The organism is Aquimarina rubra (assembly GCF_042684305.1).
GTDB lineage: Bacteria > Bacteroidota > Bacteroidia > Flavobacteriales > Flavobacteriaceae > Aquimarina > Aquimarina rubra.
Window position 1 is genome coordinate 738,998 of record NZ_JBHULE010000035.1, and the last position, 24,331, is coordinate 763,328.

15 protein-coding genes are annotated in these 24,331 nt (G+C 33.5%); 6 read left to right on the top strand and 9 right to left on the bottom strand.

The window, feature by feature from the left end:
* Window positions 1-78: 78 nt before the first annotated feature.
* Entirely contained in the window at window positions 79-783 is a 705-nt protein-coding gene (locus ACFSR1_RS23110; RefSeq protein WP_378295391.1) for a hypothetical protein, read from the bottom strand.
* Between the two features lie 160 nt (window positions 784-943).
* On the opposite strand from ACFSR1_RS23110, the gene tilS reads away from it, so the two are divergent.
* The 6 genes from tilS to ACFSR1_RS23140 all read left to right on the top strand — a co-directional run bounded on the left by tilS (window position 944) and on the right by ACFSR1_RS23140 (window position 12,495).
* Window positions 944-2,257 (top strand): tRNA lysidine(34) synthetase TilS, encoded by a 1,314-nt coding sequence (gene tilS / locus ACFSR1_RS23115; RefSeq protein ID WP_378295392.1) that lies wholly within the window; start codon window positions 944-946, stop codon window positions 2,255-2,257.
* Window positions 2,257-4,242, top strand: coding sequence for a protein-disulfide reductase DsbD family protein (locus ACFSR1_RS23120; protein ID WP_378295393.1), 1,986 nt, complete (start codon window positions 2,257-2,259; stop codon window positions 4,240-4,242). The genes tilS and ACFSR1_RS23120 overlap by 1 nt, the downstream gene beginning before the upstream one ends.
* 177 nt (window positions 4,243-4,419) lie before the next feature.
* Complete coding sequence (locus ACFSR1_RS23125) at window positions 4,420-6,321, top strand: CocE/NonD family hydrolase (protein ID WP_378295394.1); 1,902 nt, start codon at window positions 4,420-4,422, stop codon at window positions 6,319-6,321.
* Between the two features lie 34 nt (window positions 6,322-6,355).
* The gene (locus ACFSR1_RS23130) at window positions 6,356-8,224 is read left to right on the top strand and encodes a DUF885 domain-containing protein (RefSeq protein ID WP_378295395.1); all 1,869 of its coding nucleotides are present in this window, start codon (window positions 6,356-6,358) and stop codon (window positions 8,222-8,224) included.
* A 201-nt stretch (window positions 8,225-8,425) separates the two neighbouring features.
* Entirely contained in the window at window positions 8,426-10,399 is a 1,974-nt protein-coding gene (locus ACFSR1_RS23135; protein ID WP_378295396.1) for a tetratricopeptide repeat-containing sensor histidine kinase, read from the top strand.
* Between the two features lie 119 nt (window positions 10,400-10,518).
* Window positions 10,519-12,495 (top strand): tetratricopeptide repeat-containing sensor histidine kinase, encoded by a 1,977-nt coding sequence (locus ACFSR1_RS23140; RefSeq protein WP_378295397.1) that lies wholly within the window; start codon window positions 10,519-10,521, stop codon window positions 12,493-12,495.
* Window positions 12,496-12,499: 4 nt separating this feature from the next.
* On the opposite strand, the gene ACFSR1_RS23145 is transcribed toward ACFSR1_RS23140, so the two are convergent.
* From ACFSR1_RS23145 to ACFSR1_RS23180, 8 genes are all read right to left on the bottom strand, one after another.
* Window positions 12,500-13,798, bottom strand: a complete 1,299-nt coding sequence (locus ACFSR1_RS23145; protein WP_378295398.1) for an HlyD family secretion protein — start codon at window positions 13,796-13,798, stop codon at window positions 12,500-12,502.
* Window positions 13,799-13,807: 9 nt separating this feature from the next.
* Window positions 13,808-14,173: a four helix bundle protein gene (locus ACFSR1_RS23150; RefSeq protein ID WP_378295399.1), complete on the bottom strand. Its 366-nt coding sequence runs from the start codon at window positions 14,171-14,173 to the stop codon at window positions 13,808-13,810.
* A gap of 39 nt (window positions 14,174-14,212) precedes the next feature.
* Entirely contained in the window at window positions 14,213-16,417 is a 2,205-nt protein-coding gene (locus ACFSR1_RS23155; protein ID WP_378295400.1) for a peptidase domain-containing ABC transporter, read from the bottom strand.
* Window positions 16,418-16,596: 179 nt separating this feature from the next.
* The gene (locus ACFSR1_RS23160) at window positions 16,597-17,895 is read right to left on the bottom strand and encodes a DUF6734 family protein (RefSeq protein WP_378295401.1); all 1,299 of its coding nucleotides are present in this window, start codon (window positions 17,893-17,895) and stop codon (window positions 16,597-16,599) included.
* Between the two features lie 67 nt (window positions 17,896-17,962).
* Window positions 17,963-18,166, bottom strand: coding sequence for a hypothetical protein (locus ACFSR1_RS23165; RefSeq protein ID WP_378295402.1), 204 nt, complete (start codon window positions 18,164-18,166; stop codon window positions 17,963-17,965).
* 360 nt (window positions 18,167-18,526) lie between these two features.
* Complete coding sequence (locus tag ACFSR1_RS23170) at window positions 18,527-21,310, bottom strand: alpha-amylase family glycosyl hydrolase (RefSeq protein WP_378295403.1); 2,784 nt, start codon at window positions 21,308-21,310, stop codon at window positions 18,527-18,529.
* 68 nt (window positions 21,311-21,378) lie between these two features.
* Window positions 21,379-22,470 carry a SusE domain-containing protein gene (locus ACFSR1_RS23175; RefSeq protein ID WP_378176468.1) on the bottom strand — a complete coding sequence of 364 codons (1,092 nt, stop codon included), beginning with the start codon at window positions 22,468-22,470 and terminating at the stop codon, window positions 21,379-21,381.
* Between the two features lie 13 nt (window positions 22,471-22,483).
* On the bottom strand, window positions 22,484-24,331 hold the full coding sequence (locus ACFSR1_RS23180; RefSeq protein WP_378295404.1) for a RagB/SusD family nutrient uptake outer membrane protein: 1,848 nt from the start codon (window positions 24,329-24,331) through the stop codon (window positions 22,484-22,486).

Here is a 24,331-nt window from a genome sequence, read left to right on the forward strand (position 1 = left end):
GTTTATTGTGTTAGGTTTTCATTTTTTAACTGTAAAATCAATTTTTTCATTACTCACTACTAACTAATCACTATTCAATTAAATCAGATTCTTTCTAAAACTCTTTCTTACATCTATAATGGTTTCTTTTACTTCTTGGGCGGTAATATCTTTAATTCTGGCAATCTCTTCAAAATTTAACTTGCCAAAAACAAATAAATCAATGATTTTAGAAGTTTCCAGAGGTAGCCAACTATAAAATTTACCTAATAATTTCTGTTTTTTGTTTTCTGATGATTCTTCTGATTCAATCACTTTAAGAATAGCAGAATCGGCATCATCGTAAATAAATAACTGCTTGTTTTCTGAGTTTTGATGATAAGAGATATCATTTAAATCTTCATTCATAATCAATTCATTATCCGCTTCAGAAGTATAGTTTTCTTCCAACTTATTAAGTTCTTCTCTTAAAAAATAATTTGTACTGATAGATCGTTGATGCCAGCCTTCACTAATGTACAACTCATCTATCAAGTGATCTGCGATTCTAAAAAGTTTTAATTCTAATGAAAGCGTATCCATACTAATATCTAATGGCTCTTCATTATATAACTTTACAATAGCATCATCTATAATACCGTTAGAGCAATACATATTTCTTGGTAGAATACCTGTGCTCTCTGCAATATATATTCGATGCTTTACATAAGGATGTAGATGTGGAACTACAGAGAGTAGTTTTTTACTGAACTCTTTTTTATGATTATTTTCATAATATTTTGGTATTTCATCTATCCTATTCATAATATCAAAATTTTAAGAGTTGCTTAAAAATAACAAAAAGGATTGGATTTTTGTGTTAAAAACCTGAAAATCAAAACATAAAGACTGCTAAAGGAAAAGTTGATCTACGTACACAAAATCGTATATTTGAAATCTATCTGAAGACAAATAATAAAACACATTGGTACAGAAATTTAAAGCTCATATTGAGGGTCATTTATCATTTCTTAAAGAAAGGAAATTACTGATTGCCTGCAGTGGAGGATTAGATAGTATAGTACTAACCCATATCTGTGATGTACTTGATTTAGAAATTGGGATTGCACATTGCAATTTTAAATTACGAGGAAAAGAAAGTGATGAAGATGAAAAATTTGTTTTAGAAATAGCAAACAGATTAAGAGTTCCTTATTTTGTTACAAATTTTGAAACGGAGAAATATGCCAAAGATCATAAACTTTCTATCCAAATGGCAGCGAGAGAACTTAGGTATAATTGGTTTCAGGAGATCGTAATGGAGTATCAATATGATTATGTCTTAACAGCGCATCACAAGGATGATAACTTAGAGACTTTTTTGATAAATCTTTCAAGAGGAACCGGAATTGACGGACTTACAGGTATTCCTGAAATCAATAAACCATATGTTCGTCCACTATTGCCTTTTTCCAGAAATCAGATTTTAGAATTTGCAAAGAAAAATAAGATTACCTGGCGAGAAGATAGTAGCAATCAGAATACAAAATATCTAAGAAATAAACTCAGACATCAAGTAATTCCTGAGCTTTTGGCGATAAATCCTAATTTTTTACAGAATTTCGAAACGACTCTTAATAATTTAAAACAAACCAATACGTTTGTCAAAAACCAGGTTGATCGTGTAAGAAATGATGTGTTTGAATATTCAGAGTTAGGTACGATCAGGATTCCAATCCATAAACTACAACAATATGATGATCCCAAAACGTACTTATACTTTTTGTTAAAAGATTTTGGTTTTACTGCCTGGGATGACATTTTTCAAATACTAACTGCACAATCCGGTAAGCAGGTTTTTTCTCCGACCCATAGACTGGTAAAGAATAGGGGATATTTATTATTATGCCCAATTATTGAAGATGTTTCTGATCGTATTTACAAAATTCCGGAAGAAGAGAATATGATTATAATTCCGTCTGGGATGATTAAACTGAAAGAAGTTTCAGATGTGTCCAACACGGATCTAAAAACAATATACCTAGATAAAGAAAAGTTAAAGTATCCATTAATTGTAAGAAAATGGAAAGAAGGCGACTATTTTTATCCTTTAGGCATGAAAGGCAAAAAGAAGTTGAGTAAGTATTTTAAGGATGAAAAGCTATCTTTGCTGGCCAAAGAAAGAGTCTGGCTCTTATGTTCTGGTGATGAAATTGTATGGATCATAAATTATAGAGCAGATAATAGGTTTAAGATAAGCCCCGAAACAAAAAACATATTAAAAGTAACGATTACCTAATGAGGAATATTCTAGTACTAGCAACAACGTTATTGTTTTCTACAACACTGTTTTCGCAGATATTTGAGCCCATAAAATGGAAAAGTAGCGTTAAAGAGGAGTCCGAAAATGTATATACACTATATTTTGAGGCAACCTTAGAAAAAGGTTGGCACATTTATTCTCAGCAGGAGGTGGAGACAGATGAGATAGCACCAACGGCTACAGAATTTACTTTTTATAATGAAGATAAGGCGTATGAACTTGTAGGTCAAACTACAGAACCAGAAGGGATCCAGAAGTTCGATAAAGTATTTGAAATGGATATCAAATATTTTGAGGATAATGTGGTATTTACACAAAAAGTAAAGCGATTAAATTCTTCTCTCGAGACTATTAAAGCTGAGGTGTTTTTTGGAGTATGTGACGATGAAAAATGCTTAGCACCGGATATTGTTGAGTTTAATTTAAAATTATCCGGTGGAAATGTAAATCAAACAGCTGACTTAGGGGTTACTCCAGAAGATATTAATAAGTCTAAAACTTTGAATGCTGGAATTAAAGGTTGGGATGAATTTCCGAAGGAAGATGTAAAAGATCAAAGCTATCTAAAAATATTTGTGTTAGGCTTTTTAGGTGGTTTAATAGCATTGTTAACACCTTGTGTATTCCCAATGATCCCACTTACAGTATCTTTTTTTACTAAAGGCGTCAAGGATCGTAAAAAAGGAATGATGAATGCCATACTTTATGGCTTTTTCATTTTTGTGATTTATTTGTTGTTAAGTCTTCCTTTTCACCTATTGGATTCTTTGGATCCCGAAATTCTTAATAATATATCGACTAATGTAACACTGAATATCATCTTTTTTGTTGTATTTATAGTATTTGCAATATCCTTTTTTGGATATTTTGAGATCACTTTACCTGCTTCCTGGAGCAATAAAATGGATAGTAAAGCAACAAGTGTAGGAGGAATTTTAGGAGTCTTTTTTATGGCATTGACCTTAGCTCTAGTTTCATTTTCCTGTACAGGTCCGATTTTGGGTTCTTTACTGGGAGGTTCACTAAGTAGCGATGGTGGAGCAATGCAATTAAGTTTTGGTATGGGAGGATTTGGTTTGGCATTAGCATTACCTTTTGGGCTTTTTGCTTTATTTCCTAATTGGTTAAATAACCTACCTAAAAGTGGTGGATGGCTGAATACGGTAAAAGTTGTTTTAGGATTTATTGAATTAGCATTGGCGTTTAAATTCTTATCTAATGCAGATTTAGTCGAGCATTGGGGAGTTCTGAAACGTGAAATATTTATTGGAATTTGGATTGTTATTGGAATAGGATTAACGCTGTATCTCTTTGGAAAAATTCGTTTTCCACACGATAGCCCGATTAAAAAGTTGGGTAAAGTAAGAATCACTACTGGAGTTCTGACACTTGCTTTTGTGATCTACTTAATTCCGGGCCTTACCAATACAGCATACGCAAATCTAAAGTTGTTAAGTGGTTTTCCACCTCCATTATTTTATAGTATTTACGAAAAAGAAACACACGGACCATTAGGACTAAATGCGTACACCGATTTTGAGAAAGGTGTAAAAGCGGCAAAGAAGGAAAACAAACCAATAATGATCGATTTTACTGGTTGGGCTTGTGTCAATTGTAGAAAGATGGAAGAACAAGTTTGGAGTAATCCAGACATTACTAAAATTTTAAAAAACGATTACATTTTGATCTCACTTTATGTGGATGATCGAGAAAAGCTTAAAGAAGAAGATCAATTTAAATTCCTGAAGTCTTCGGGTACAATAAAATCCATCAAAACTGTTGGTGACAAATGGGCTACTTTTCAAACATTAAATTTTGAAAATAATTCTCAACCATATTATGTCCTGATAGATTCTGAAATGAATCTTTTGAATACAACCACAGCCTATACGCCTAATGAGAATGAGTATCTAAAATGGTTAAAAAAAGGCTTAAAGAATTTTACTAAAAAGCAATTATAGTAATAGATAGTAAATATTTTACATACTAATAATCGAATACATTCTAGTAACCTTCAGTTCATCCTGAAGGTTATTTTTTTGTTTTTGTTGTAGATTATAAGATTGTTAAAATCTCCTTAAAAGGAAGCTTGTCAGCATTCCATTTTTTATCTTCAGCACTCAACTAAACTAACACCAATGCGATTCACTAAATTAACACTATTATCTTTACTAGGTTTTTTACTTTTTATTTCATCCTGTAACAAAAAGACGGATAATATAAATGAAACGGACGTACAAAAAGAAATTAAAACTACTGAAGAAAAAGATGCGTACGATGTAAAAGAGTATTATTCTAAACAAGAAGTAGATATTGTCATGAGAGATGGGGCTAAACTCCATACCACTATATATTCTCCTAAAGATACCAGTAAAAAGTATCCAATTTTAATGCAAAGAACTCCATACAGTTCCAGACCTTATGGCGAAACAGAATTTAGATCGAAGATAGGACCTAACGAATTTCTGATGAAAGAAGGTAATATAATAGTTTATCAAGATGTAAGAGGGCGATGGATGAGTGAAGGAGTGTATGACAATATGCGCGCTTATATTCCTAACAAAAAGGATAAGCAGTTTGATGAGGCAAGTGATACTTACGATACAATCGAATGGCTGGTGAATAATGTAGAAAATAATAACGGAAAAGTTGGGGTTTGGGGTATTTCGTATCCAGGTTTTTATGCAACCTACTCTTTACTAGATTCACATCCTGCATTAAAAGCTGTCTCTCCACAAGCGTGTATTGGAGATTTCTTTTTTGATGATTTTCATCACAACGGAGCATATTTGTTAAGTTATTGGAGAGCTACAGCAGTATTTGGTTATGAAAAAACAGAACCAGTAAAAGAAAGTTGGTATACCTTTCCGGAGTTGAAAACTAAAGATCAATATCAGTTTTTCCTAGATGCTGGTCCGCTTAGTACATTGGATCAATATTATAAGGAAGATAATGTTTTTTGGACTCAGCTAAAGGAGCATCCTAATTATGATGATTTCTGGCAGAAAAGAGGAATTATTCAACATCTTAAAGATATTAAACCTGCGGTAATGGTAGTGGGAGGATTGTTTGATGCAGAAGATCTGTATGGTCCTTTTGAGACATACGAGAAAATCGAAGATAATAGCGATAATTATAATATCATGGTTTTCGGTCCTTGGAGTCACGGTGATTGGGCGAGAAATAAAAAGCGTCAGGCTATTGGTAACGTATATTTTGGAGATGACATTTCACTCAATTTTCAAAAAAACGTAGAAACAAAATTCTTCAATCATTTTCTAAAAGGGGAAGGGGACCAGTCCACAGGTTTATCCGAAATTCAGATTTTTGATACCGGGAAAAAAGAATGGAATACATATGATAGTTGGCCACCAAAGAATACAAAGAAAAAAACGATGTATTTGTCAGATGGTGCACTAGCTGAAACTGCAGGCAAAGAGTTTTCAGAGTTTATTAGCGATCCTAAAAAGCCGGTTCCGTATTCTGAGGATATTAAAATGGTGTTTACTCCGAGAAAATATATGACCGATGATCAGCGTTTTGCTGCGAGACGTCCAGATGTACTGGTTTATGAAACTCCGGTACTCACAGAGGATATGACACTTTCTGGTGAAGTTTTGGCTCAATTAAAAGTTGCTACAACCGGAACTGCTGCAGATTGGGTGGTAAAGTTAATTGATGTATATCCTCCCGATGCAGAAGATACAGAAGAAACCCAAGCATATCTTAAAATGTCTAATTACCATATGATGGTTCGGAGCGAGGTGATACGTGGAAGATTTAGAAATAGCTTTAGTAAACCTGAGCCTTTCGTACCAAATCAGAAAACAGCGGTAAACATAAAACTGCAGGATGTACATCATACATTCATGAAAGGGCATAAAATTCAAATTCAGGTGCAGAGTACCTGGTTTCCTTATATAGATTTGAACCCACAAACTTTTGTCCCTAATATTTTCAAAGCAAAGGCCTCTGATTTTAAAAAGCAGACGCATACAGTATTTGGGGACTCTTCCATCGAATTTTCTGTTTTAAAGTAAACTAAACTAACGAACCATTAATACCCTGAAAAAGATGAATAAGTCAAAATTCTATCTCATAATTGCTTCTTTTTTGTTTTTAACTTTTAGCTGTAAAGAGGAAAATAAAGAAACCGAAGTTATTGTAAATACAGAAGAGCAAATAGAAGAACATTCAAAGAAACTTAATGCTTGGTTCGAAAGTCAGTTTCAGGAAGAAGTTGCAGACTCTCCTATGATGCAGACCTATTTAGGGATAAAGACAGAAGATTATGCCAAATGGGATAATATTTCATCCAAAAAAGAAGTAGAAGACCTGGAGAAGGCTAAAAACAGACTGAAGTATCTAAAGGATTCTGTAGATGTTTCTATACTTAATAAAGAAACATTACTAAGTTACAAATTGATGAAAATGGATTTGGAGAAAACGATAGAGGATTTTCAATATCGTTTTTATAATTATCCTGTAAACCAATTGCACGGAATGCAAGCAGAGATTCCTGCATTTTTGATCAATATGCATCGTATCGAAGATAAGAGTGATGCAGAGGCATATATATCTAGATTATCAGAAATGGATGAATTGTTTACTCAACTGATTGATAATATAAAAATCAGAGAGAAAAATGGTATCATTCCTCCAAAATTTGTATTTGCTAAAGTATTGAATGATAGTAGAAATTTAATAACAGGAAAACCTTTTGATGCATCTAATGAGGAAAGTACACTACTTTCTGATTTTAAAGGAAAAATTGAAAAATTGGAACTTTCTGAAGAAGAAAAAGATTCATTAATAACTACAGTCGAAAAAGCTTTATTGGATAATGTTAAGCCGGCATATGTAGAGCTTGTTACTATGCTGGAAGATCAGCAGCAACGGGCCACAGTAGATGACGGAGCCTGGAAATTCCCTAAAGGAAAAGCATTTTATGAGAATGCTTTAAAGCGTACTACCACTACCAATATGACTGCAGAAGAAATTCATCAATTAGGGTTGGATGAGGTAGCCAGAATTCATAAAGAAATGAAGGACATCATGACGCAGCTTAAGTATGAAGGTACATTGCAGGATTTTTTTAAATTCATGAAAGAGGATGAGAGATTCTATTACAGTAATGATGAAGAAGGAAGAGCTGGGTATCTAAAAAGAGCGATAGGTTTAATTGATAATATGAAATCAAGACTGGATGAGCTTTTTATCACAAAACCTAAAGCAGATATCGTGGTAAAAGCTGTAGAGCCTTTTAGAGAAAAGAGTGCAGGAAAAGCTTTTTATCAACAAGGAACTCCTGATGGTTCCAGACCGGGAACCTATTATGCTAATTTGTATGATATGGAAGCTATGCCAAAATACCAAATGGAAGCTTTGGCGTATCACGAAGGCATTCCCGGACATCATATGCAGATTTCTATTGCGCAGGAGTTAGAGGATATTCCAAAGTTTAGAAAATTTGGCGGATATCAAGCTTATGTAGAAGGTTGGGGATTGTATAACGAGTTTTTACCAAAAGAAATCGGATTATATAACGATCCGTATTCTGATTTTGGGCGATTAGCCATGGAATTATGGAGAGCATGCAGACTTGTTGTTGATACCGGAATACACGCTAAAAAATGGACCAGAGAAGAAGGAATTAAATATTATACTGACAATACACCAAACGCAGAAAGTGATGCTATTAAAATGGTAGAAAGACATATTGTAATGCCAGGTCAGGCTACAGCTTATAAAATAGGAATGAATAAGATTCTTGAATTGAGAGAAAAAGCGAGATTGAAACTTGGTAATGAATTGTTCGATATTAAAGAATTCCACGACGTGATATTAACAAACGGAGCTGTTCCGCTTACAGTGTTAGAGGACTTGGTAAATGAATGGGTGGTGTTGAAGAGTAAGTCCACCGAGTTAGACGAGAGTTCTTAAATATAACTTCAATTAAGTAGTAATAAACTAAATGCCTTTCATCACCTGAAAGGCATTTTTTATCTTTAATAGATAACTTTTATGGTAAATCCATAAATAATTGTAAGAATAGGACTACTTTTTGTGTTTGGTTTAGGTTAAATTATGTATTTTGTGGATTAAATTAGATTTTTTATCTGATTATCCCCAAAATTCATAAATATGAGAAGAGTATTTTTATGTATCACCGCAATGCTGTTATTAGGGCAAACTTTTGCTCAAGATAAAGTTTTAGTGACATCTCAAAGTTTTGACCATATTACGGATACACTGCAATTTAAACAGCAATTACTTTCACTTAAAGAACTTATCAAAGATAATCATACAGATAAGGCTGAAAATTTTTCCAACATCTTGATTAAAAAAGGAAAAGAACTAAACTATCATAATGGCCTCGGGGAATTATATGTAATTCAAGGTAGGTTTTTTAAGAGAAATAAAAAATATCTGAAGGCCATTAGAAGCTATGAAAATGCGGAGAAAAGTTATAGAAAGAGCAATAACTTAAAAGGATTAGCAAATGTTTTTAATACTTGGTCTATACTAGAAAGTCATCGTGGTAATGTAGAAAAGAGTATCGACTATTTGTTGGAGGCAAAAATGTATAATGAAAAATTAAGAGACAGCGCAGGTTTGGTAATTACATATAATAATCTAGCTAGTCATTATGCAGGTTTGGATAACCTGGATGAGTCAGAAAGATACTTTGATAAAGCGATTACGACTCGAAAAAAAATAGGAATGCTTCGCAATATTGGAATGGTGATGAATAATTTAGCATTCATTTATTTGCAAAATGGTAAACCGGATAAAGCTAGAGCTATGTTACCGGAAGCTTTATCGATTAATAAAAAAGATAGTATTAATGCTTCTATCGCGCATTCTTATAGTATTATGGCCGAAGTTGAATTGTATGAAAAAAATTACGAAAAAGCCAAAGAATACTATGAAACATCATTATCCATCTCTGTTAACACCAATTATGAACTTCTTACGGTAGACAACAAACAACAACTCGGATATTTGGCAATTATATCAAAGAATTACAAAGAAGCAGAAAAATTGTTGGAGATGGCCCGAAACGAATCTACAGATCTGGGAGCGGTGCAATTATTACTAAAAAATTATCAATTTTCCTCCAAATTAGATTCCGCACGAGGTAATCTGTCAGGAGCTTTGACTTGGCAAAAAGAACATCAAAAGCTTTCGGATAAGAGAATGACCGAATTGTCTACGAAGAAGATGGAGAGGGCAGCGACAAGATATAAAGCCGAACTTGAAAACTTAAGAATGATTGATGCTCAAGAAAAAAGAGAACAAAGAACTAAAGAAGAATTGTTTAGATATCGAGTTTTAACTTTTATTGCGTTAGGATTGTTAGTAATCTTTTTGGTATTCATACTTATGATTGTACGAACAAGAAAGGAGAGAAAAAGACTGATCACTAAGCTAAATGAATCTAATCAGGTTAAAAACAAATTATTCTCTATCATATCACATGACCTCAAAAATGAGATTCACGGTTTAGAAGGAAGCCTGAATTTAATGAAGGAGAATGAAATTTCTACAGAAGAGTTTCAAGAGATTATACCCCTATTGGCAAACAGAACACATCAAACTTCAATTTTGTTAAATAACTTATTGAACTGGTCAAAATCACAAATGAAAGAACTAAATGCCAGACCTGTCACCTTTGATATAACAGAAGTTATATCTAATAAATTTGCTTTTTTTATGCCCAAAGCTATCCAGAAAAATATTAAACTGATCAATAAATTGGATGCTACAAATATATTCGCAGATAAGGATATGGTAAGTATTGTAGCTCAAAATTTAATTGCAAATGCTATTAAATTTTGTAATCCGGGGGATTCTATTGCATTAGTATCCAGAGAAAAAGAAGATCATTACGAGATCTGTTTTGAAGACACGGGCATCGGTATAGAGCCTTCTAATCTTAAGAAATTGTTTGCAGAAGATACTTTTACTACTACTGGAACTCAAAACGAAACTGGTACAGGCCTTGGACTAAGAATTTGTAAAGAATTAATAGAACTTAATAAAGGTAATATAAAGGTAGAAAGTATTCCCGGAAAAGGAAGTACTTTTTATGTTACGTTGCCTAAAGCAGCTTGATCTTGTTAGGAGTTAAAGAGAGATCAAAAAATAAAATATGGTTAATGTTTTGAAAATCAGATACTAGATAAGGATGTATACTTGTCTTTTTATTTGATTTTAGCCCCAAAATAAACAGTATGAATAAAACAATCTTTATAGTGTTAGCGCTCTATATAACCAACTTTTATGGTTTTTCCCAAAACCAACTAACCGGAGTTGACCTTTCCCAAATAAGGACCTTAAAAGACTCAACATTGTTTAATAAATCGGTTAGAGATGTACAACAGTTTGTGAACGAAGATCAATTTGATAGGGCAGAACCTTTGGCTGACCAATTGATTAGTTTAGCAAAGGAGATAAAGTATGAAAGAGGAGCTGGACTTGCCTATCGACTAAAAGCAATTATTTATAATGAAGCTAAAAGAAATATAGAATCCGATAAAAATTTTGAAAAAGCGATTCACTATTTTAAGAAAGTCAATGATAAAGATGGATTAGCAACTGTAAGCAATGATCGATTTATTGTCGAACAAAATAAAGGAAATCTGGAAAAAGCCGCAGATTATCTAATGGAAGCTAAATTGTATAGAGAACAATTAAAAGATAGTATTGGGCTATCAGGAGTTTACAACAATTTAGCTATTATCTATAAAGAGCTTAAAGATATTCCAAACGCCGAAAAATTCTATTTAAAATCCATTAACACCCGTAAAAACTTAAATATTAAAGGTGTGGGTATGGTAATGAATAATCTTGCTTTGTTATATACAGAAGGTGGCAAGCTCTCTGAAGCAAAGAAACTTTTACCTGAAGCGTTAAAAATTAACAAAGCCGAAAATGATCTAAGACATACCGCTCAATCGTATAGTATTATGGCCAAGGCGTCTATGTATGGTAAAGAATACGAGGCAGCAAAAAAATATTATGATACGACAACGTGCGTGGGTACACAAGCAAATTATAAGCTAATTGTGGTAAACGCTAAACAGCAACTCGGAATTATTGCATTAGAAGAAGGTGAGTATCGAAAAGCGGATGAGTTATTAAAAACTGCTAGAGAAGATCTTATAAAGTCCAATGTGACATCTTTGATATTGAAAAATTATAAATACTCCTTTAAGTTGGATTCTACAAGAGGTAATCTTCTGGAAGCCATAAAATGGCAGAAAGAGTATCAACAACTATCTGATAAAAGAATGTATGAAAGTACCGCTCAGAAAGTTGAAAATGCAAAGTCACGTTATGAAGCAGAATTGAAACAACTAAAGCTAATTGATGAACAGGAGGAAAGAGAGCAAAGAACAAAAGAAGAATTGTTTAGATATAGGGTGTTTACTTTTATTAGTTTGGGTGTCATCGCTGTTATATTAGTTTTTTTAGTTCTTTTTATAAAAACAAGAAGAGAAAGAAAAAGATATATAAAAGAACTAAACGAGTCAAATGAGGTAAAAAATAAATTATTTTCTATCATCTCTCACGATCTAAAAAATGAAATACACGGACTAGAAGGTAGTTTGAATCTAATGAAGGAAGATATTATTTCTACTGAAGAGTTTAGAGAAATAGTTCCATTATTAGCTAATAGAACACATCAAACTTCGATTTTACTAAATAACTTGCTAAACTGGTCAAAATCACAAATGAAAGAATTAAATGCGAATCCAACTACTTTTGATATAGCAGAAGTAATCGGTAACAAGTTTACTTTCTTTAAACCAAAAGCCGACAAAAAAGATATTAAACTGATTAACAAGTTGGACTCTACCATAATCTTTGCAGACAAAGATATGTTTGGGATCGTAGCGCAAAATCTGATTGCCAATGCCATTAAATTTTGTAATCCCGGAGATTCTATTGCATTAGTATCTAAAGAAAAAGAAGACCATTACGAGATCTGTTTCGAAGATACCGGTATTGGTATTGATCCTGCCAATCTTCAGAAATTGTTTGCAGAAGACACATTTACTACCAATGGTACAGAAAATGAAACGGGAACCGGTCTTGGGCTTAAAATTTGCAAAGAGCTAATAGAACTTAATCAGGGTAGAATAAGCGTAGAAAGCGAACCTGGAAAGGGAAGTGTTTTTTCAGTATCCTTACCAAAGGCGGCTTAACTTTTTACTTGTCCATTAAACTTCTAAACTGATAAAAGAATCGCTCTATAAGCCTTAGATCTTCCGTTATAATCTCTACAGAGCCTCGCATTTCTTGCTTAAAGGGTATTTCTTTGTTATAAGTTGTAATTAATTTTTTTGGTAATTTTACATCAACAAGATATAATCCGTCTTTATCCGGTAACATAGAAATGTAGTCTACTGTACCTTGAAGCATACCAAATTCATCATCTGGAAAGTTTTCTAATTTGATATTGGCTTTTTGGCCTAGTTTTATTTTTCCGGAATTCTGAGTAGGTGCTTTAATTTTTGCCACATACGAAGAGGATTCCTGGATAGGGATTACTATAAAAACAATATCTCCGGCGGTAACATTTTGATTTTCAAAACGATAATTAGAAAAAGAAACCCGTCCTTCTATATCGGATTGAAGCAAATATCTCAGTTCCCAGTCTTTGATACTTTTTTTCAATTGATCAAAAGATTGAATCACTTTATTACGTAAACTAATTTCTTCTCTTTGTTGATTAAACTCTGCGCCTTTTGATGTTTTTTTTGCACTGCTTATATTCTCTTTAATTTGAGAAAGTTGCGTATCGTAGTTTTTATATTGATTTTCGAATTGTATATACTCAATTTTAGCTTGTTCATATTCTTGCTGAGAAATACTACCTTTATCATATAACTCTTGTTGCCTGTCAAAATCCTTTTTCTTAAAATTTAACGCATTCTTTTCTCTCTTTTTTTGACTTAGGATACTTTCTTGCCTCCTATACTGTTCTGATAAGGATATTTGATTGGCCAAATTTTCATCAGAATAAGGTTGTAATTCCTTATTTAAACTATATTCTATATAACTGTTTTCAAAAGTTGCATAGCTTGTTTGGATATCTCCAAGCTCTAAGATAGGTGGCAATTGATCAAAAGGGAAATCAATTTGTCTATTGTTTATGGTTATGGTATCAATGACTCTTTCTAAAGTAAAGACATCCAAATAATTTGCAGTATTTCTTAAAATAGCTAAAGGAGTTCCTTCTGGAACTGTATCTCCTTCTTTTACTAAAATGGCTTCAATCTTTTCGCTAACATTTGCTTGTTCTTTCTGTAGAGGAAGCTCAGTAGTTATGATAGCCTGTGCGGGAATGGTGTCAGGATATTTTAGCATCCAGGAAAGAAATAATAAAAGCAATATCAGTGCTAATATCAATAAATTCCCCCATCGAATCATCCAATGCGGTACACGAGTGAGAATTTCCTGAACCTCTTCACTTCTTAGTTGTATGTCGTCTAAATTATCTGGCATGTTTTTTAATTACGAATTACGAATTTTTAATTTGGTAGTTTTTTGTATTGAACCAATAATCCTAAGCAATTCTTCACAATTTTTTATTAAACTTTCACTTTCCTCTTTACAAATGTAATTACTATCTCTTAATAGCCTTAACCAGTAATGTGTTTCTCTTGCTTCTTTATATGAAATAGCCATTTTTGATAAAAAATCTTTAGTACTTTGTCCTCCAATAGCTTCTTCAATATTAGCACCTATGGAAGTACCGCTTCTTAATACTTGTTTTGATAAAATATATTCGTGTTGTTCTTGTGTTAATTTTTTAAATAATTTAATGCACGATAAAGCAAAATCATAACTTTTTGTCTGAATAATATTCTCTTTTTTCATTTAGGCGATAATTCGTAATTACTAATTCTTCATTAAACATTATTTACCCAGTTCTAATTGATTCTTAACCAAATTATAATAGCTTCCTTTTTCTTTGATCAAAGACTCGTGATTCCCAACTTCAATAATTTCTCCTTTATCTAATACTACAATCTGATCAGCATTTTTTACAGTACTAAGTCTATGAGCGATAACCATTACAGTTTTGTCTTTGAAGAAGGTGTCTAGTTTCTCCATAATAACTTTCTCATTATTGGCATCTAATGCAGAGGTAGCTTCATCAAAGAATAAAAACTTAGGGTTTTTATATACCGCTCTAGCAATGAACAGTCGCTGTTTTTGCCCTGTACTTAATCCTACACCTTCCATTCCAATCTTGGTATTATAAGACAAAGGTAAGGACTCTACAAATTCTTTTATGTTAGCTACGTCAACAGCATGTGCTAATTTTTTCTTATCCACATAGTCTTCACCAACTGCAATATTATTAGCAATGGTATCGTTAAAAATATATCCTTCTTGCATTACCACACCAAACTGATCTCTCCAGGCTTTCTGAGACACATGTTGTAGATCGTGTGAACCAATAAATATTTGACCATCGTCGGGCTCATAGAACTTCAATAAAAGCTTCATCAGCGTTGTTTTTCCGCTACCACTAACACCTACAACAGCTGTAATTTTGTTAGCAGGAATAGACAAATCCAGATTTTGTAATACTGGTTTATCAGACCCTACGTATCTAAAACTTAGGTTTTTGATCTCAAAACCTGAATTTTCCGGGACATCCCTAAGTTTTTCATCACCAGCTTTTTCTTCATCTTCTTTATTATGAATCTCTCCAAGACGTTCTAATGAAATCTGTGCATCTTGTAATTCTCTTAAGAAATTGATCAATTGGGTAATCGGTGCATTTAACTGCCCAACAATAGAGGTGATTGCCAGCATCATACCCAGTGTGATCTCTCCATCAATTACTAATACCGCAGAAAGAACAGTGATCAATATGTTTTTTAACTCATTGATAAATGCAGAACCAACACTTTGATATTGCTCTAATGCCAGATTCTCTATTGAAATTTTGAAAAGTTTTGCCTGTACAAACTCCCAGTTCCATCTTTTTCTTTTTTCGGCATTATGAAGTTTAATCTCCTGCATACCATTTACCAACTCGATCACTTTACTTTGTTCCTCACTGATTTGAGAGAAACGTTTATAATCTAATTTTTTACGCTTTTTGAAGAATATCAAAATCCAGGCAAAGTAGAATGCGCTACCAATTGCAAAAACTGTGAATATAGAGAAGCTATAATAGATCAGAACAATACTAAATACGATAAGATTAACCATCGAAAATAACACGTTTAGCGAAGACATGGTGAGTATTTGCTCAATTCTCTTATGATCATTAATTCGCTGTAATAAATCTCCTGTCATTTTTACATCAAAGTAGGAGATAGGCAGGTTCATGAGTTTGATAAAGAAATCTGAAATCAAAGAAATATTAATCCTTGTGCTTAGATGTAATAAAATCCAGCTTCTTAAAACATCAATCAATGTTCGACCCACAAATAAGGATAATTGTGCAATTAATACAAGGTAAACAAAATCAATATCTTCATTTTCTATACCTACATCAACAATACTTTGTGTAAGGAATGGAGTAATAAGTTGTAATAAACTACCAGCCGTTAAACCTAATATAAGTTGAAAAATGAATTTCTTATACTTAAAAACATACTTAGAAATAAATTTAAAACCAAATTCTTCATCTTTTTCATCAACGTTATCGTTATAGAATTTGGGTGTAGGCTCTACTAATAACGCAACACCTTCTTCTGTGGTTTGATCTGCATTGTTACCGATCCAGGCTTTAATAAATTCTTCTTTTGTATAAGTGATCAAACCATGAGCAGGATCAGATACATAAATCGTCATCCCACCTTTTCGGTTGGTTTTGATTTTGTAAACTACAACATAATGCACCTTATTCCAATGTACAATACACGGAAGTGGAACCTCCAGTAACTGATCCAAGGATAATTTTACACCCAGAGACCTGAATCCAATACTTTCTACTGCTTCACTTAAACCAAGTAAAGAACTTCCTTCTCTGGTGGTTTCACTTAGAGACCTAAGCTTTTGAGTATTCAGTACTTTTCCGTAATGTTTGGCAATGATTTTAATACAAGTAGGTCCGCAATCTTTAGATTCAGCTTGTTTATAAAAAGGAAATTTTGGCATTAAGAGTTTTAATTTTGTGTCTTGTGATCAGTTACAAAGAAAAGTAATTCTTTTCGATTTTACTATCCTATTGATTAGATCCTATATGATTCGTATTTATTAGTTCATATTTAGATGGATTTGTTACCCAAAAAAGGAGTGTTTTTTAATCATTTTTAAATTTTTATAGATGTTTGTATTCATATTGATTGTAAAACCTTTATAGGTTCTGGTTGTAGTATTTCTAGCAGTAGTGTTTTTTCAAGCACAAAAGACAACATCTTTGTCTTAAAATTTGTAATGTTTTCACCAAAACGTTTTATGAAATCTTCATCTTGTGATAATTCATCATAGAGTTCCTGAACAGAGACAGGTTCCAAGAAATAGAGCAAAATACTATGCCATCCAACGAGGTCTTTTTTATCAACTTTTCTATTGTAAGGAATAGTAAATTGAATTGTAACCGGCTCTGCGTTAAAATCTATGATACAGTCTTTTTGTATCACGAATTTGGTGTTTAATAATTTCTCAACGGTTATGTTTTCCACAAAATCATAAAAATTAAATATATTTTGTAATCTGGATGGCTCAATTTTTATGTCGAAACCCTGATCTGGAAAAAGCCTATGAAGTTTAGTATTTATGTTCTTAAAATATTCTGGAAAGTGATATTGGAGCCTGGCTTCTATTTGTTCACAGGCAAATATGGATTTTTTGGCAAAGCCAATACAATGAATAAATTTAGAAAATAGAGGTACAGTGCTTAAATCAATGATTTCTGCAAAATTTGGTTCTATATTCTCGAATAGATATTGGACTTTCAAATTGTTTTTCTCTGCAATTGCGAATCCCAATTGTTGTTCGAAAATAGTATTAAAAATTCCAACATCTATATTTGGGAAATGGTGTTGATTATTTTCGATTAAGTCTTGAGCAGTTTTATATAATTCTTTAAAAAAATCATTGTTTTTTCCGCCTATACAGCCCGCATTATGAGCCAGGATTTTACCATTTTTATAATAGTTTTTGATAAGTTCATTGGGAACAGAGTCAAAGTTCGTAAGCATGTATTTAAAAGTTTTTGCATACCCTGGAAAGTTTACCTCAATATTTTGAGCAATTATATCATATTGGTTGATGTCATATGGAATTTTGTTCCAAATGAAAATATCATTATCTAAGTGCATAAAGGGCTCATTTTGATCTGCACAACTAACCAGTTTACCAAAAGCCCATAATTTTGGATGATAATTGTTGATTTTTTCCAGATTAGTGTGAATATCAGAGTATGGTAATTCTAATAGATTATTAAATAATTCTTTTCCTCTATCGTCTGTATGTAGTTCATTTTGATTATAAAACCTGTTTATGGTAAGTGCGCTCAAAGCGAAGCTATAAAAAGCGTATTTTTGATTAGGCCAACCTCCGTTGAACCTCGCATTAGCATCATCGGAATTATGATATGTAGGTTTGGTCCAAAAACTTTGAATTATTTTCATAATGATATAAGTTTAAAATAGAGGATGTTAGATAACATCCTCTATAAATAATGTAATATGAAGAGATTTAGTAATTTGGTTTACACCAACTTTGTATATCACTATCATAATACATGTATTGACCGTTGATCCAAGATCCGTGAGGAGGGTATAATTTACCAGATGGACAATTAGGGAAAGACCCATATTCATAACCACCGGTAATCTGCTTAGCTTCTTTTCTGTCTAAGATTTCACCTTTGATTTTCTTTAAAATTTCTGATTTTTTCATCTTTAATGAATTTAAATTAATAATGATTTGATAGTATACTATTACTATATAATACGATCAAATGGAGAAATGTTACTATGGGAAAATATACTTAAACGTTATAGTGTTAATAAGTTGTGTTATCTCCTTGTTTTTTAACATAATTTCAAAATGAAATAGTATTAAAATGTTATTTTTTTAGTGATAATTATATTGGCTTTGTCTTAACTAAGTGAATAAATTTCAACTAAAGTTTAGTGATGTGCATATAATGAAAAGAAGAGGAGAATCTTTGTATACTTTATTATTCAATATACTATTAAAACAAAAAGGGAGTGTTTCAAAAACACTCCCTTTAAAGATAAAATTATGTTTCAGTCTTTAGCGTAAACTTAACTTTGTAGTGGCTATTCCTTTTTCATTTTCAATCTGAACCAGATATAACCCTCTGGACAATTCTCCTATTTCAAAATTGGTTCCAGGAGCAAAGTTACCTTCAAACTTTTTTGCCAAGAATCCAGTGATCGTATATACAGATACTTTTTGTACAGACTCATCAATACTAAAAGCCGTTCTTGCCGGATTAGGGTACGCGTTAAAGCTAGCGCCATTGATAAACTCTTGTGTACTTAAATTACGTTGTTCGTTTCCATATACTTTAAATTCACCGGGCTGTAAGCTAATTGGAGCATTAACATCGGTTACGGTAATAGTTTCATTGGTATCACTTAGTAAATCATACCAAGTACCTGTTTCTTGAAAATCAGGATCAATAGTAATAGTGTTAACACCAAAATTTCCTATGATGGTTACATACTTAATTTCATCTCCAGTGGCAGAAGCATCAGTAAGTTGAATTTTTTTAGATGTTGCAGAAGATACAGATAATGTAAAATCATTTGTTTTAAATATCTTTTCGTTTAGTTTTAAGCTAATTAACTTAGTATACGCATCATATATGTCAGTTCTGTCAGTAACATTTAGGTAATCCCAACGGATAGGTTTGGGACTTGTTCTGCAAGATTCTTCAACAGTTCCGTTTTCGCATCGATTGATACTAAATCCATATCCTAATTCACCGAATTGCCAAATCATTTTTGGTCCTGGAACGGTAAAGTAAAATGCTCCAGCCAATTCTTGCCTATCCAATGCAGTGGATAAATCGGTTACATCATAAACTGGCGAGTTTGTATCATTACCAAATTGAACATTTTTGTACATTAATCGCTCTTCATCGTGGCTTTCCATATAACTAATGTTAGAAGGAGTAGTCCAACCACGTGTTAAGTAAGATACAGATTGGAAATTAGAATCTCCATACCCCATAGTAGCCTGATTATAATGGTAGTTGCTATTTCCCCAAACAAGCATTCCTTCATTGATTAATAAAGTTTCTTCAGAATTCGGAGCGAAATGTTCTAAGATTACATAGGCATTAGGGTCAACGGCTTTGATAGCTGTATTCATTCGAGTAAGAATATCGATACGACTTTGGTCAAAAGCACCTCCATCTCCTGGAGTATTTGTAAATCCTTTGGTAAAATCAAATCTAAACCCATCTATATTATACTCAGTTAGCCAGTATTCATTTAATCGGTCTATATAATCTTCTGTAGCTGGAGATTCGTGATCGATATCGTTAAAGAATGAAAAAGTAGGATTAGAATCAGTTTCTCTGAATATTGGATTCTCTGCGGTTGCTTGTCCGTTATAACAACCATTACAATCGTTCCACATTCTATAATATGGATTTTGACCTGTAGCGTGGTTATACACTACATCTAGTATTACCGCAATTCCCCTGGCATGACATTCGTCCACAAATTCTTTAAATGCAGTGGGAGTTCCGTAATATTTGTCCAACGCCATATGGAAAGAAGGGTTGTATCCCCAACTAATGTTTCCGTCAAACTCAGAAACCGGCATCAGTTCTATGGCATTGATTCCAAGATCTTGTAAATAATCAAGTCTTGCCTTTACTGCATCAAAAGAATGTAGGTTATCAAAATCACGAATTAATAATTCATAAATAACTAAATCAGTAACTTCGGGTCTTTGAAAATCGGTGGTTTGCCAAACATATTCGGCTTCACCGGTTTTAAACCACGTTACGGCATCATTCGTTTTTCCTGTTGGATAACTAGGAAGGTTTGGAAAAGTCACATTATCAATAAATCCATCATTAAATTCTGATAATATTAAAGTAGAGTAGGGGTCTGCTACAGAGATAGACGCATCAATAACATATTGATACAAGATATCGGCATTATTTGGCAGGTTGTTTAAGGTAATCCAAAAACGATCTTGAGCACTGTCCTTATTCAATAAGTAGGTGTTGTCAAGAGTCCAGTCGTTGTTGTTAAAATTCCCCTTTAAATGCACGTAGTCTTTCTCTGGAGCATATAGTACAAAAGTAGCAGATGTTCCATTTAGATTTAATCCGTCTTTCATTCCTGCTGGTACCGGAACTTCTGTATTAACAGGAGTCGTGATGGCAGAAAAAGTTTCTGATAAAGTGTTGGTTGTTCCTGATTCTGTCGCTACCAGTTCAAAACTTACTCCTTCAGTAATGGTGTAATCAAAGGTATAGCTAGTGATGTTGGTCTGCGTGTTTACAGAGACACTATTAGCAAAAAGTTCAAAATCTGCGGTTACTGTTGAGGTGGCAGTAATGGTTAAGTCATTTCCGCTATCTATGATACTTACTGCATCTGTAGGCGCATCTAGCGAAAGCTGAAAGATTCCTACATTAACCACATTGTCCTGTGTCTTCTTATCTCCAGTTCCGTCTACAGCTTTTACCAACATTCCTATGCGATCTATTCCGGTAGCTCCGTAAAAAGTAGTTGGAGTTAATGTTATAGAGTAGGTTCCATTACCATTATTAGTCAAAATTTGTGGATTCGTAGCATCAGATGAATCGGTCCATTGACCGTTATTAGGGGAGTTTATAGATGCTGTAGCCGTTGGACTATTAAAATACCACGCCCAAAGGTATAAATCGGTTACTCCCCAAATACTAGGATCTACTCCAGAGACGGTGATTGTAATTTCATCATCCTCATTAAATGCGGGAGGATCTATAGTAAAAGTTGCATTCTGTACTTGTGCTTGGGACCAAATAAAACTAAGAAAGCAAATTAAGGTTAAAGTAAATTTTTTCATGACGCTTTTGTTTTTAAAGTAAAAAGGCTGTTATCAGAAATAACAGCCTTTTCTATGTATATTTTTGACTATTGTGGAGTCAAAGTATATGTATAATTGTTAGGATTGCTTAGATCTAAAGTCACTAAGTAAGTTCCTGCAGTATCAACACTAAGATCACCAGCACCAAAAGCTAATTGCCCATCTTCTGCTCCGGTACCAAAGTTATCCTGTGGATCATCCCAACTATCGTTAGCTCTAAACTTAAAACTTCCTGGAGTTAATGCGATGGTAATCATCCATGTTTTAGAAGCCGGATCGTATGTTAAATCAGTGTCACTATCCCAACCAGTTGGTGTAGCAGCTCCAATAATTCCCCATACTTGTTTTCTTGCTGTCCAAGTAATATTTTCAGGATCTGAAAAATCGGCATCAATCTTATAATATCCAGCTTCAGCAACTCTCATATTTGATTCTCCGTCTTGTACCAAAATTCCAGAAGAACCGCTTCCGTCTGCATCTCCGTAATCTCCATCAAAACTAGTATTTGTGGGTAAAACTTTGAATTCAGGACTTGGATCGTTTAAGAAAACATATCCTTGAAAAGCCGTAGCACCAAACTCAGCAGCCTCAATGGTCGGTAAGGTACCGGCAGGAGTCCAGTTATCGCCATATCCACTTGCATTCAGGAAATTACCTATAATAAAAAACTTAGGAGCTTCTGTTGTAAACGGAGTTACTGCAACAACTCTAGACTCAGAAAACTGAGGTTCTCCAGCGCCTACGTTTGCAACTATTCTAATTTCAACATTTGCAGGCTCACCAGGAGTCAATCCTAATGCTAGAGCTGCATTGTTGAAAGAATCTACAGATACAGGAATTTGTAAAGAGTTACTGCTTCCAAGTTCTTGTGGAGCAGCAAAGTTATTTCCTTCTACATCTACCTCTACCGAATAATTGGTAGCTGAATCAAAATTAAAATCTGCATCGGTAAACGTGAATCTTTCTGCAAGAAGATCTTTGGTTTCAAAAGTAAATACATAGGAAGTACCTGCCTCTGGTGCAGTGATTACAGGAGCCTCTGCTAATTCAAAAACTGGTCTATCTTCTATGTTGTCGTCTGCTGTACATCCAATAAATAGGGTACTAAGTATAGCTAATGTTAAAAATATTTTTTTCATTTTATATAATTTTTTAATAACCTGAGTTTTGATTAATGTTAGGGTTTGCTACTAATTCAGTAGAAGGAATTGGGAAAAGACTTACGTGAGGTGGCAATGGAGAACCGTTTGTCGCTCCGTTCTTAAATGGCCATAAATAGCTACCTCCTGTAAATTTGTCAAATCTTATAAGATCTGTTCTTCTTTGTCCTTCCCAATAAAGTTCTCTTCCTCTTTCATCTAGTAAGAAATCCAGAGTTAAGTTTCCTGCATTGATGTTAGCATTAGCATTTCCGTAAGCACGTTCTCTAAGTTGGTTGATATATCCTACGGCATCTGTTGGAGTACCACCATTTCCACCTCTTACTACAGCTTCAGCATAATTTAAGAATACTTCACCAAGTCTAAACATATGAAAATCAGCATCTACATGAGTACCAGTTCCATCAGAACCAGGCTCTAAGTCAACACCAACATTTCTCCATTTCTGTATTGCATACCCATCTTGGTAATTAGATAGTGTTTCAATTTTTAGCGTTTGTTGATTTGTATAGAATTTTCCTCTCGAATCATTCCAAACAGGTTGAGAAGCAATAGACACAGCCATTGCAGGAGCAGGTACTTCTGTTCCATTGTTCGTGATCACTCCGTTTAAGAAGTTATAGCGGTAAACTTGATCAGCATCGAAAGCTGGGTTTGTGTTATTTTGATCAGACCCTAAATATTCGAAATCACCATCTGCATCAAATGCTTTTAAAACATCTCCATCCTGAGCCAATAATCGTAAGTCATTATCGTACTCATAGATTGTAAATGATCCGTTGCTACTTCCAAATAAATCTACAAAAGCTTCTGTGGTTCTGATTCCGAACCATCCACCATCTATTCCAAAAGCTCTTGGGCGGATATTTCCACCAACAGGAGCGTGTGTTAAGAAAGTTGTACCACCAAAAGATTGCGTATTGATTCCGTCGAATGCAATGCTAAAAATACTTTCATTCTGAGAACCGTTAAAGTTATTATCTGCCAAGAAAAGTTTCTGATAATCATCCACTAAACTGAAACCTGCATCAAGTATTTTGTTAGTATATGTCAAACTCTCAGTATACATCGCTGTACCCGTATATACCTCCGCATTAAGATATAGTTTAGATAATAACATCCAGACAGCTGCTTTATCTGCTCTTGGGTAAGAGTTAGTTCTTGGATCAGGCATTGCATCCTCAATTGCCAGTAATTCTGATACTACAAAATCAAAAGCTACTTTTCTTGAGACTTGTGGTGGAATATATCCAACTACCGGATCATCTTCTGTAAAGAAAGCGATGTTACCGAACATATCAATTAAATGATAATGACTTAAAGCTCTTAAGAATCTGGCTTCAGCTCTGAATCCTTGAATCTCTGCTTTTAAAGCTGCAGAAACTCCTCTGTCATTTAGTTTTGCATCAGAAGTTTGTCTCAAATATTCATTTGCAGAAGAAACCTGAAAGTTCGCTCTGTCATAAAATGCTCTTACAAAAGCATTACTTGATGTCCATTGACCAAAGTTTAATACCGGTAAATCCGGATCTCCCCAAGCAATTACTGCTTCATCTGTAGGCAATTCCTGTAATTGCCAGAAACCTCTTAGATACTGTCCAAAACCGGCATCAATACCATCAATATCACTACTTCCCGGACCATCTTGTCCACTAACAGCTAATCCTGAGTATAGCTTACCAAGTGCCTGTAAATATGCTTGATCAGAACTGTAGAATTCATCTGTAGTTTGATTCTGATCATCATTAACCGCTACGTCTAAATCATCGGTACAAGATCCTATGGATAATAGGAGTGCACATACACCAATGTTTGCTAAGTTTTTAAAATTTATCTTCAT

Coding starts and splice junctions, on each gene's coding strand:
- ACFSR1_RS23150 (WP_378295399.1), bottom strand. CDS start 14,173: ATGAAAAAAGAGAATATTATTCAGACAAAAAGTTATGATTTTGCTTTA.
- ACFSR1_RS23140 (WP_378295397.1), top strand. CDS start 10,519: ATGAATAAAACAATCTTTATAGTGTTAGCGCTCTATATAACCAACTTT.
- ACFSR1_RS23160 (WP_378295401.1), bottom strand. CDS start 17,895: ATGAAAATAATTCAAAGTTTTTGGACCAAACCTACATATCATAATTCC.
- ACFSR1_RS23180 (WP_378295404.1), bottom strand. CDS start 24,331: ATGAAGATAAATTTTAAAAACTTAGCAAACATTGGTGTATGTGCACTC.
- ACFSR1_RS23110 (WP_378295391.1), bottom strand. CDS start 783: ATGAATAGGATAGATGAAATACCAAAATATTATGAAAATAATCATAAA.
- ACFSR1_RS23145 (WP_378295398.1), bottom strand. CDS start 13,798: ATGCCAGATAATTTAGACGACATACAACTAAGAAGTGAAGAGGTTCAG.
- ACFSR1_RS23155 (WP_378295400.1), bottom strand. CDS start 16,417: ATGCCAAAATTTCCTTTTTATAAACAAGCTGAATCTAAAGATTGCGGA.
- ACFSR1_RS23120 (WP_378295393.1), top strand. CDS start 2,257: ATGAGGAATATTCTAGTACTAGCAACAACGTTATTGTTTTCTACAACA.
- ACFSR1_RS23175 (WP_378176468.1), bottom strand. CDS start 22,470: ATGAAAAAAATATTTTTAACATTAGCTATACTTAGTACCCTATTTATT.
- ACFSR1_RS23170 (WP_378295403.1), bottom strand. CDS start 21,310: ATGAAAAAATTTACTTTAACCTTAATTTGCTTTCTTAGTTTTATTTGG.
- ACFSR1_RS23135 (WP_378295396.1), top strand. CDS start 8,426: ATGAGAAGAGTATTTTTATGTATCACCGCAATGCTGTTATTAGGGCAA.
- ACFSR1_RS23125 (WP_378295394.1), top strand. CDS start 4,420: ATGCGATTCACTAAATTAACACTATTATCTTTACTAGGTTTTTTACTT.
- ACFSR1_RS23130 (WP_378295395.1), top strand. CDS start 6,356: ATGAATAAGTCAAAATTCTATCTCATAATTGCTTCTTTTTTGTTTTTA.
- ACFSR1_RS23165 (WP_378295402.1), bottom strand. CDS start 18,166: ATGAAAAAATCAGAAATTTTAAAGAAAATCAAAGGTGAAATCTTAGAC.